The sequence below is a fragment of the Rhizorhabdus sp. genome (assembly GCF_018006725.1).
GTDB lineage: Bacteria > Pseudomonadota > Alphaproteobacteria > Sphingomonadales > Sphingomonadaceae > Rhizorhabdus.
On record NZ_JAGMXV010000404.1, the window covers coordinates 1 to 3,203 of the forward strand.

A 3,203-nucleotide genomic window follows, 5' to 3' on the forward strand; every position below is an offset into this window, starting at 1 on the left:
CGCGAAGGTCATCTTCGATCATCACCGATCGAAGCGGCAGCAGACCGACAATGTCGCGCTGGCGCTGGTCGAGAAGCAGGGCGGGCGGATCGACAGTCTCGAGGCTGAGATGATCCGGGAGCGCGAGGCGTGCGAGCGCAATATCGCCCGGATCGAGAAGAAGGCCGAGGACGACCGCAAGGTCAACGAAGCGCTCGACCAGCTGCGCCGGCACCAGGTCAACAATTCCAAGGCGGCCATGCAGATGACGGTCGACCTGCTCGAAGTCGCGCCCGACCGGCTTGATCAGGTCATCCCCCGCCTGCGCGAGCGCCTGAGAGCCCACGAAGAGATCGAGCGGCAGGACATGGCCGCTTTCATGGCCGCCCGGCTCGGGTCGAGCCCGCCCCCTGAGGAGACGATCGCATGATCCAGTTTGACCGAAAGGCATTCTTCGACGCGGCCCGCGCCAATCCGTTCGGCGGCAGGTTCACGCAGGCGCAGGTCGACGCGCTCGAGATGGCGATCAATGCGGGGCTGGGTTTGCTGGCGCGCGAGCCGCTGCACGTCACCAAGGCCCGCGCTGACATTGGCCTGGAAGAGATCCCCGGCCCGCGCCACGCGGCCCGCATCCTGCAGATGCTGAAGCTCTGCGGCTATCCGTTCACCGATGACGAAACCGCCTGGTGCGGGACGGCGATGGCGGCTTGGATGATAGAGGCGGGGATCGTGCCGCCGGCACAGGGGTATCGCGCGGCCAACTGGCGCGACTGGGGTGTCGAGTGCGCGCCACAGCTGGGCGCAATCGGCGTGAAGACCCGCAAGGGTGGCAATCACGTCTTTCAGATCGTCGGGATCACCGCCGATGGGAAGCGCTACAAGGCGCTCGGCGGCAACCAGTCGAACATGGTGAGCATCACCGACGTCCTGGTCGATGAAACCGACAGCGTCCGCTGGCCGCCGAACCTGCTGCAGACGAACATCGCGCTGCCAGTCATGGCGGCAGGCACGATCCGGGGCAGCGAGGCATGAGCGCGTTCGTCACCCTCTCGCCGATACTCAGTCGCGCCGGTGGCGGGTTGGCGTTCCGCTGCCCAGGTTGCGACGACTGGCATGTCGTCAACATCGATGACCAAGACCGGCCGCGCTGGACGTGGAACGGTAATGTCGAACGCCCGACCTTTGACCCTTCCATTCTGGTTCGCACCGGCCGTGCCGTGACGCCAGCCGCCGAACCTTGGGAGGAGGGTGATCCGCCGCTGATCTGCCACAGTTTCGTCCGCGACGGCCGCATCGAGTTTTGCAGCGACAGCACGCACGCGCTCACCGGTCAGACCGTCGACCTTCCGGGGTTCGGGGAATGACTGCCAAGGATCTGCCTCGTCTCGCCCTGTCGGCCGTCATCATCGCGTATTTCGGGTGGGCGATGGTCTACCACTGGAGCGACGGCCTCGAAGAGACGCTGAAGAATCTGGCGGTGATGGCCGTCGGCTATTGGCTCGGATCATCCAAGGGATCGAGTGACAACGGCGCGCGCATGGAAAAGCTGATCGAGCTGGCGCGGCGCGACGGGCAACAGGGAGATGGCCGATGATGGGCATCATCGCCTGGCTCGCGGCGCGCACGGGCCTTTCGCGTGCCGTGGTGGCGCTGTTGGGCGCTGTTGGCGTCTGCGGCCTCCTGTGGGCCGGCAAGGCGCTCTACGACCGAAGCATCATCCGCGAGCATGAGCAGAGACAGGAAACCAAGCTCGCCCCCGTCATTCGCCAGGCCGACGCCAATGCGGCCGACGCCCGGATCACCGACCAGAAAAGGAACCAAGCCGATGAAGACGCCGAACGGGCGGCCCTGGGGCCGCTCCCTGATGCTCGCCTGTCTGATCGCCAGCGTCAGCGTGCTTGCGCCATCCTGCTCCGACAGGCCCGAGAGCGCGGGCATGAAGGCCCCGCCGTCTGCCGATCTGACCGTTGAACCCGAGCCGCAGCTGGACCCGGCTGCGGTGCTGAACGACAGCGCGGCGGCGCTCGACGACTACGACATCGAGCACGCCTCCTGGGGTCGCCGCGGCTGGGATCAGGTGCGGCGGCTCTGTGTCTGGTTCCGCGATCTCGGCGCGCCGACGCCCGACTGCGCACCATCGGTACGCCGCTGACCCTCCCCCCGACAAAAGGAATACGATATGGTCCTGCAATACTCGACCCGCGTGAAGAACGCCCGCCTCGACGTCGTGGAAAGCACGATCGGCGCCTCGGCAATCTTGAAGATCCGAACCGGCGCAGCGCCGGCCAACTGCGCAGCTGCCGACGCTGGCACTGTGCTGGCGACCATAAACCTGCCTGCGGACTGGATGTCTGCCGCATCGGGCGGGGCAAAGGCCAAACTCGGCACCTGGTCGGATGCATCCGCCGACGCCACCGGGACGGCGGGGCATTTCCGCATCTACGACAGCGGCGGCGCTACCTGCGATATGCAGGGCTCGATTACGGCAACTGGCGGCGGGGGCGATATGATCCTCGATAGCGTGTCGATCAGCGCAGGCCAGCAGGTCGACGTCACCGCTTTCGGCCTCACCGCTGGCAACTGACCCTGATTGCTTGTCGCCCGGATTCGTTCCGGGTGGTCATGGAGGTGCCCGATGGAACTGATCGTCAACGGTGGCTTCGATACTGACACGGCATGGACGAAGGGCCCCGGCTGGTCGATCAGCGGCGGTAAGGCCGTCGCGTCAAGTGCCGCCGACCTGGCGGCAATTTCACAGATCGTAACTACCGTTCCGGGCCGCAAATACCGCGTCAGCTATTCGTGTTCGACCAAGACCTTCGGACTATTCAGCTCGCGCTTTGGTGGATCGCAGTATGGCTCCACCGCTGCCGCCGTCGGCCCATATAGCGAAGTTTTCACGGCCAGCGGAGCGTCCACAGAAATCGCGCTGGTGCAGCGTTCTGCCGCTGCGCCCGACAATGTGCTGACCGCCACATTCGATGATGTTTCGGTCACCGACGTGATCCAGGCGACGGCGGCGATAACTGAAAATGGCGACAGCCTGGTGGCTGCTGGCGCTGTGAAAGTTCAGGCGTCGGCCGCGATCACCGAAGGGGATGACGTGCTGGCCAGCGCCGGTGAGGTCGGCCCGGCAGCCATTGTTCCGGCCAGCCGCACCGTCACCATCTAGGAGCGTCCTATGCCCATCCCCCCCAATGCCACGATCTGGGCCGAGCAGGCCG

General features: G+C 65.7%; 8 protein-coding genes. All 8 read left to right on the forward strand.

Annotated features, from left to right (window positions below):
- Positions 1-409: hypothetical protein (locus tag KAY22_RS26865; protein WP_296626119.1), on the forward strand; the 409-nt coding region annotated here is incomplete at its 5' end.
- Positions 406-1,011 (forward strand): TIGR02594 family protein, encoded by a 606-nt coding sequence (locus tag KAY22_RS26870; protein ID WP_296626120.1) that lies wholly within the window; start codon positions 406-408, stop codon positions 1,009-1,011. The genes KAY22_RS26865 and KAY22_RS26870, both read left to right, overlap by 4 nt.
- Positions 1,008-1,343, forward strand: a complete 336-nt coding sequence (locus KAY22_RS26875; protein WP_296626121.1) for a DUF6527 family protein — start codon at positions 1,008-1,010, stop codon at positions 1,341-1,343. Before KAY22_RS26870 ends, KAY22_RS26875 begins: the two co-directional genes overlap by 4 nt.
- On the forward strand, positions 1,340-1,573 hold the full coding sequence (locus KAY22_RS26880; RefSeq protein ID WP_296626122.1) for a hypothetical protein: 234 nt from the start codon (positions 1,340-1,342) through the stop codon (positions 1,571-1,573). The genes KAY22_RS26875 and KAY22_RS26880 overlap by 4 nt, the downstream gene beginning before the upstream one ends.
- Positions 1,570-1,950, forward strand: coding sequence for a hypothetical protein (locus KAY22_RS26885; protein WP_296626123.1), 381 nt, complete (start codon positions 1,570-1,572; stop codon positions 1,948-1,950). The genes KAY22_RS26880 and KAY22_RS26885 overlap by 4 nt, the downstream gene beginning before the upstream one ends.
- A complete protein-coding gene (locus KAY22_RS26890; RefSeq protein ID WP_296626124.1) occupies positions 1,916-2,131 on the forward strand; it encodes a hypothetical protein in 216 nt (71 codons plus the stop codon). Before KAY22_RS26885 ends, KAY22_RS26890 begins: the two co-directional genes overlap by 35 nt.
- Positions 2,132-2,158: 27 nt before the next feature.
- Positions 2,159-2,563, forward strand: coding sequence for a hypothetical protein (locus KAY22_RS26895; RefSeq protein ID WP_296626125.1), 405 nt, complete (start codon positions 2,159-2,161; stop codon positions 2,561-2,563).
- A 51-nt stretch (positions 2,564-2,614) separates the two neighbouring features.
- Positions 2,615-3,151 (forward strand): hypothetical protein, encoded by a 537-nt coding sequence (locus KAY22_RS26900; protein WP_296626126.1) that lies wholly within the window; start codon positions 2,615-2,617, stop codon positions 3,149-3,151.
- The last annotated feature ends 52 nt before the right edge of the window (positions 3,152-3,203 follow it).